This is a genomic window from Ramlibacter sp., assembly GCF_013697775.1.
Classification (GTDB): Bacteria; Pseudomonadota; Gammaproteobacteria; order Burkholderiales; family Burkholderiaceae_C; genus Ramlibacter.
On the sequence record NZ_JACCWG010000067.1, the window covers coordinates 1 to 5993 of the forward strand.

Consider the following 5993-nt stretch of genomic DNA (forward strand, 5'->3'; position numbering starts at 1 on the left):
GGGTGCGCTGCCGCTGGCGGCCTGCGGCGGCGGCGACGACGCGCCGGCCCCCGCGCCGGCACCTGCTCCCGGCCCGGCTCCGGCACCCGCGCTGGGCTTTCAGGCCGTCAGCAAGGACCTGGCCGACCGCCTGGTGGTGGCCAGCGGCTACACCGCCACGGTGCTCTACGCCACCGGCGACTCCATCGACCCGGCCGTGGCCGACTACAGGAACGACGGCACCGACGGCGACTTCGCGCGCCGCGCCGGCGACCACCACGACGCCATTGCCTACTTCGGCCTGAACGACGCCGGCACGGCGCGCGACGCTGGCGGCACGCAGCGCGCCCTGCTGGCGATGAACCACGAGAACATCGCCGGCACGGTGACGTTCATGCACCCGGCCGGCCAGACCAACGCGGCCAGCGGCGCGCGCCCGGAAGCCGAGGCACTCAAGGAAATCCAGGCGCACGGCGTCTCGGTGGTCGAGATGGCCAAGAACAGCGGCAAGTTCGCGCTGAACAAGGCCTCGCGCTTCAACCGCCGCATCACGGCCGCCACGCCCATCGAGCTGCGCGGCCCGGTGCGCGGCTCGGCGCTGGTGAAGACGAAGTACTCGCCCGAGGGCACGGCCACGCGCGGCACCATCAACAACTGCGCCGGCGGCCCCACCCCCTGGGGCACCTACCTCACCTGCGAAGAGAACTGGGCCGGCTACTTCCGCCGCGCCACCGGCGACGACGCCGCGCGCAGCGCCAAGGAGAACATCGCGCTGCTGCGCGTGGGCCTGCGCCCCGGCCAGGCCGGCAACAATCGCTGGACCAGCGTGGTGCCCGCCGACGCCGCCAGCACGGAATTCAGCCGCTGGGATGCGAGCGTGACCGCCGCCGATGCCGCCGGCGACTTCCGCAACGCACCCAACACCTTCGGCTTCACCGTGGAAATCGATCCCTACGATCCCAATTCCACACCGCGCAAGCGCACCGCCATGGGCCGCTTCGCCAAGGAAGGCGCGACCTGCGGCCTGCCCGTGGCCGGCAAGCCGCTGGCCTTCTACATGGGCGACGACTCGCGCGGCGAATACGTCTACAAGTTCGTCAGCAAGGCGCTGTGGGACACGGCCGATGCGGCGCGCGGCGGCGTCGCCATGGGCGACAAGTACCTGGACGAAGGCACGCTCTATGTCGCCCGCTACAACGCCGACGGCTCGGGCACCTGGCTGAAGCTGGACATGACCAACGCCGCCATCACCGGCAACGCGGCCTACGCCTTCAGCGACTTGGCCGACGTGCTGGTGAACACGCGGCTGGCGGCCGACGCCGCGGGCGCGACGAAGATGGACCGCCCGGAGTGGTCCGCGGTGAACCCGAAGAACGGCGAGGTCTACCTCACCATGACGGAGAACCCCGACCGCGGCAACACCGGCTCCAGCAGCAACAACAACCCGAACCCGCCGGCGGACGCGGCGAACCCGCGCTACTGGCTGGACAAGAAGAACGGCACCACCAGCCAGAAGGGCAACGTCAACGGCCACATCGTGCGCATGCGTGAAACCGCCAGCGACGCGGCGGCCACCACCTTCAGCTGGGACATCTTCCTGTTCGGCGCGCAGGCGAAAGCCGACGCCGGCCTGGACGACGCCAACTACCAGAAGAACGTCAACCTGTCGGGCCTGAGCGAGTTCAACGACCTGTCCAAGCCGGACGGCTGCTGGTTCTCGCCTGTCACCGGCATCCTGTGGATCGAGACCGACGACAACACCTACACCGACGTCACCAACTGCATGCTGCTGGCGGCGATCCCCGGCGAGTACGGCGACGGCGGCCCGGTCACCATCGTCAACAAGGCCGACGGCAGCCCGAACGCGGCGGTCACCACCGACGTGAGCGTGGCCACGCGCATGGGCCGCAAGATGACCGACGCCACCTTCAAGCGCTTTCTCACCGCGCCGAGCGGCGCCGAGGTCACGGGCCTCACGGAATCGCCGGACGGCCGCGCGCTGTTCATCAACATCCAGCACCCGGGCGAGAACACGGCCGCAGCCAACATCGGCGACGCGACGAAGTTCGAGAGCCATTGGCCGGGCAACGGCGCCGGCGTGGCGGCCTACGGGCCCGGCGGCGCGTCGGCGCGCCCGCGCTCGTCCACCGTCATGATCACCCGCAACGACGGCGGGCTGATCGGCAAGTAAGCGATCAGGGGCGGGGCCAGAGGACCCACAGGCGCAGCGGCTGCTTGAGCCGCCCCGCGACCTCGCCGGCCTCCGGCCCCCAGCCCACGAAGTAATCGGCGCGCACCGCGCCGACGATGGCGCTGCCGGTGTCCTGCGCGAACACCAGGCGCTGCAGGTTGACCAGCCCGGAAGAGGCCAGCCAGACCGGCGTGCCGTAGGGAATGCTGTCCTTGTCCACCGCGATCGAGCGGCCCGGGGTGAGCGGCACGCCCTGCGCGCCGCGCGGGCCGAACGCCGCGTCCAGCTCGGTCAACGGCTCCTCGCGGAAGAACACCACGCGCGGATTGGTCCACAGCAGTTCCTGCAGCCGCTGCGGGTTCTGCGCCGCCCAGGCCTTGATGCCGGGCCACGTCGCGTCGCGGGTCGCGCCCTGCTGCAGCAGCCAGCTGCCCACGCTGCGGTACGGCTGGTCGTTGGTGCCGGCATAAGCCACGCGCACCAGGCGCCGGCTGCCGTCGGGCTCGGTGATGCGCAGCCGGCCGCTGCCCTGGATCTGCAGGGCCAGCGCGTCGAGCGGATCGGCGACGTAGGCGATCTCGCGCCCGCGCAAGGCGGCGCGCGCCTGCGGCAGCATGTCGATCTCCTGGCGGCTGAACCAGGGCTTGCGCACGGCAAGGTCGGCCGGCGGCCGGTACAGCGGAACGCCGTAGGCGGCGCTCGGCTGGCGCGAAGCGTCAAGCAGCGGCTCGTAGTAGCCGGTGAGCAGGCCCTCGGCCGCGACAGCCTGCAGCGGCTCGACCCGGTAGGGCTGCAGCCGCCGCACCATCCAGGCGCGCTGCTCGTCGGCCGACGCGATGGACAGGCGGCGCACCTCGGGGCACAGCGACGCCAGCGCGGAGCCGGGCCGCTCGCAGCTCTTGGTCCAGGCGTTCCAGGCCTCGTGCAGCGCGTCGTCGTTCCAGCCCGGCAGTTCGCTCCAGCGCACCGGCTGCCAGCGGCTCTTGCCGTTGGCCAGCGCCGGCGGCAAGGCAGCTCCATCCGACAGGGGGGGCGCGGCGCCGGGCACCGTGCCGGCGGGTGGTACCTCATCCGCGGGATACAGCGGCACGCCGCCGCAGCCGGCCAGCATTCCTACAATCGCGGCCAACGCCATATTCGCCAGGAAACGGTTCATGCTCTTGATTCTGCTGGAAGCGCTGGGTGCGATGTTGCTGCTGGTCGGCATCGTGTGGTGGACGATGTTCGCCGGACGCAACAAGGGCGAGCCGCCGGAGGATGAGAACCACAAGGATTCCCGGCGCTGACCGGCGAAGAAAAGCAATCGATCTGCAAAGCCGCACGTGGGCGTGTGAGGCTGAGGAGAAGCCCTCACCCCGGCCCTCTCCCAGAGGGAGAGGGAGAGGGAGGAAGTCAAGCAGCTTCGTCGCGCAAAAGATTGGCGAGCTCCACCGCCGACTTCACGTTCATCTTGTCGAACACCCGCGCGCGGTGCACTTCCACCGTGCGCACGCTGATCGCCAGGCGCTCGGCGATCAGCTTGTTGGGCAGGCCGACGGCGACCAGCCGCATCACGTCGCGCTCGCGCTCGGTGAGTTCGGCCAGCCGCGCGCGCAGCGTTTGCCTTTGCTGGCGCCGTCCCAGCACCTCGCGCGAGCGCTGCAGCGCCTGCTCGATGCGGTCGACCAGCGCGTTGTCGGAAAACGGCTTTTCGCAGAAATCGAAGGCGCCGCGCTTGACCATGTCCACCGCGGTCGGCACGTCGGCGTGGCCGGTAAGGAAGATCACCGGCATCAGCTCCAGCAGGCCGCGCTCGGCGATCTTGTCGAACAGGACCAGCCCGCTCATGCCCGGCATGCGAACGTCGAGCAGCACGCAGCAGGGCTGCGACGGCGCGAAGCCGGCGGCCAGCATCGCCTCGAAACTGTCGGCGCTGGCGTGGCTTTCGCTGGGCAGGTGGCGCGTGCGCAGCAGCCAGGCCAGCGCATCGCGCACGCCCGCGTCGTCGTCGACGATGAACACGGTGGCGTCGGCTGCGGGATGCATCAAGCGGAGAGCACGGCGTTGGTGGAAGCGGGGGCCGCGGCCGTGGCTTCAGCCGGCAGCGTGAAGCGGAAGATCGTACCTTGGGGCCGGTTGGGCTCGTATTCGAGAAAGCCCCCGTGCTGCTCCACTACCGTGCGGCACAGGCTCAGGCCCAGGCCCATGCCCTCGGCCTTGGTGGTGAAAAAGGGCGTGAACAGCTGCTGCTGCACCGACGGCAGAATGCCCGGCCCGCAGTCGGCCACAGAGAACTCCAGCCAGCTCTTGGCGGCGGGCGCATCGGCCGCGCGCGCCGCGCGCTTGACCGCCACCACCAGCCGGGGCTCGGGCACGCGCGCCTCGTTCATCGCCTGCATGGCGTTGCGCGCCAGGTTCAGCAACACCTGCTCGACCATCGTGCGGTCGCACAGCACCGCCGGCAGGCCGTCGTGCACGCGCAGCTCGACGCGCACGCCCAGCTTGCGCGCCTGCAGGTTCACCAGCGGCCAGATCGCGTCCAGCAGCGCCTGCGGCGCCACCGGTTCGCGGTCCTTGTCGCGGCGGCGCACGAAGTCGTGCACGCTCTTGATCACGCGGCCGGCGCGCTCGGCCTGTTCCGAGATCCGCTGCATCGCAACCTCGATGTCGGCCAGCGCGTGCGGGCCGGTTGTTCCGCGCAGCAGGTTCACCGAACCCGTGGCGTAGCTGGAAATCGCCGCCAGCGGCTGGTTCAGCTCATGGCTCAGCAGAGAAGCCATCTCGCCCACGGTGGCCAAGCGCGCCGTGGCCTGCAGGCGCTCCTGGCTGGCGCGCGAGAGCTCCTCCACGCGGCGCTGCTCGCTGATGTCCAGCACCGCGCTCATCCAGCCGGTCTGCTCGCCCTGGGCGTTGATCAGCGGCGCCTCGATGATCAGCACCGGGAAGCGCGAGCCGTCCTTGCGCATGAAGACCGATTCGAAGCCTTCTCGCGGCGGCACGCCGCCGGCCAGCCGCACCTCCTGGCGCCGGTTGTACTCGTCCACCTGCTCGGGTGGCCAGTACGGCGCGGGGCCGCCACGGCCCAGCAGTTCGTCGGCCGCGAAGCCCACCATCTGGCAGAAGGCCGGATTGACGTAGGTGGTGCGCGCCTGCAGGTCGCGCGCGCGCAGGCCGGTCACCAGCGAATCCTCCATCGCCTTGCGGAACGCCAGCGCGTCGGCCAGGTCCTGCTCGGCGCGCATGCGCCGTCGCATGTCGCGCGCCAGCAGGAACAGCACCACCACCAGCGCGATCGACATCGCCGTCACCAGCGCGGTGAGCACGTTGGGGAACAGGTCGGGCGCGGCGCGCCAGGCGTCCAGCCGCAGCACGACAGTGTTGCCCGGCATGTCCAGCAGCTGCTGCGAGCTGAACACGCGGTTGCCGCGGCGCGCGACGCCATGCATGGCCAGGCGCGTGCCGTCCGGCTCGGTGAACGAGACCTCCTGGCTGCGCGTGAGCTGCGGCCCCACCAGGCTCGACAGCATGTCGCCCAGAGCGTAGGTCGCCACCGTGTAGCCGCTCAGGCGGCCGGCGCGCACCTGCGGCAGGCACAGCTCCATCAGCTCCAGGCCCATGCCACCGGGCTGCGGCACGAAGTAGCTGCGCGCATAGGCCGGGCTGCTGGTGCGCCGCGCGTTGGCGCAGGCCTGCTGCACCTCGCCCAGCGTGTTCTCGCGGCCGAACTGCGCGAACACCGGCGCGCGCAGCGGCGAGTCGGCCGCCGCCAGCAGTTCCAGCTCGGCGCCGCGCCACTCGATGCGCATCCACTCACGGTGCTCGCGCAGCAGCTGGTGGGCCTGCT

At 70.9% G+C, this 5993-nt stretch carries 5 protein-coding genes; 2 read left to right on the forward strand and 3 right to left on the reverse strand.

All coding sequences use genetic code 11. The annotated features are described in order from the left end of the window. The coding region (locus H0U68_RS03810) for an alkaline phosphatase PhoX (protein ID WP_296352838.1) at window positions 1–2170 on the forward strand (2170 nt) is incomplete at its 5' end. A 4-nt stretch (window positions 2171–2174) separates the two neighbouring features. On the opposite strand, the gene H0U68_RS03815 is transcribed toward H0U68_RS03810, so the two are convergent. Further along, entirely contained in the window at window positions 2175–3377 is a 1203-nt protein-coding gene (locus H0U68_RS03815; RefSeq protein ID WP_296352841.1) for an MltA domain-containing protein, read from the reverse strand. On the opposite strand from H0U68_RS03815, the gene H0U68_RS03820 reads away from it, so the two are divergent. Further along, window positions 3325–3456, forward strand: coding sequence for a hypothetical protein (locus H0U68_RS03820; RefSeq protein WP_296352843.1), 132 nt, complete (start codon window positions 3325–3327; stop codon window positions 3454–3456). The two genes, H0U68_RS03815 and H0U68_RS03820, sit on opposite strands and share 53 nt — an antisense overlap. A gap of 106 nt (window positions 3457–3562) precedes the next feature. On the opposite strand, the gene H0U68_RS03825 is transcribed toward H0U68_RS03820, so the two are convergent. Then, window positions 3563–4195 (reverse strand): response regulator, encoded by a 633-nt coding sequence (locus H0U68_RS03825; RefSeq protein ID WP_296352846.1) that lies wholly within the window; start codon window positions 4193–4195, stop codon window positions 3563–3565. After that, window positions 4195–5993, reverse strand: a 1799-nt coding sequence (locus tag H0U68_RS03830) for an ATP-binding protein (protein ID WP_296352844.1), incomplete at its 5' end; no start/stop codon positions are given. The genes H0U68_RS03830 and H0U68_RS03825, both read right to left, overlap by 1 nt.

Bases quoted from the DNA above. Each gene is read 5' to 3' on its own strand.
- H0U68_RS03820 (WP_296352843.1), top strand. From the start codon at position 3,325: ATGCTCTTGATTCTGCTGGAAGCGCTGGGTGCGATGTTGCTGCTGGTC.
- H0U68_RS03815 (WP_296352841.1), bottom strand. From the start codon at position 3,377: ATGCCGACCAGCAGCAACATCGCACCCAGCGCTTCCAGCAGAATCAAG.
- H0U68_RS03825 (WP_296352846.1), bottom strand. From the start codon at position 4,195: ATGCATCCCGCAGCCGACGCCACCGTGTTCATCGTCGACGACGACGCG.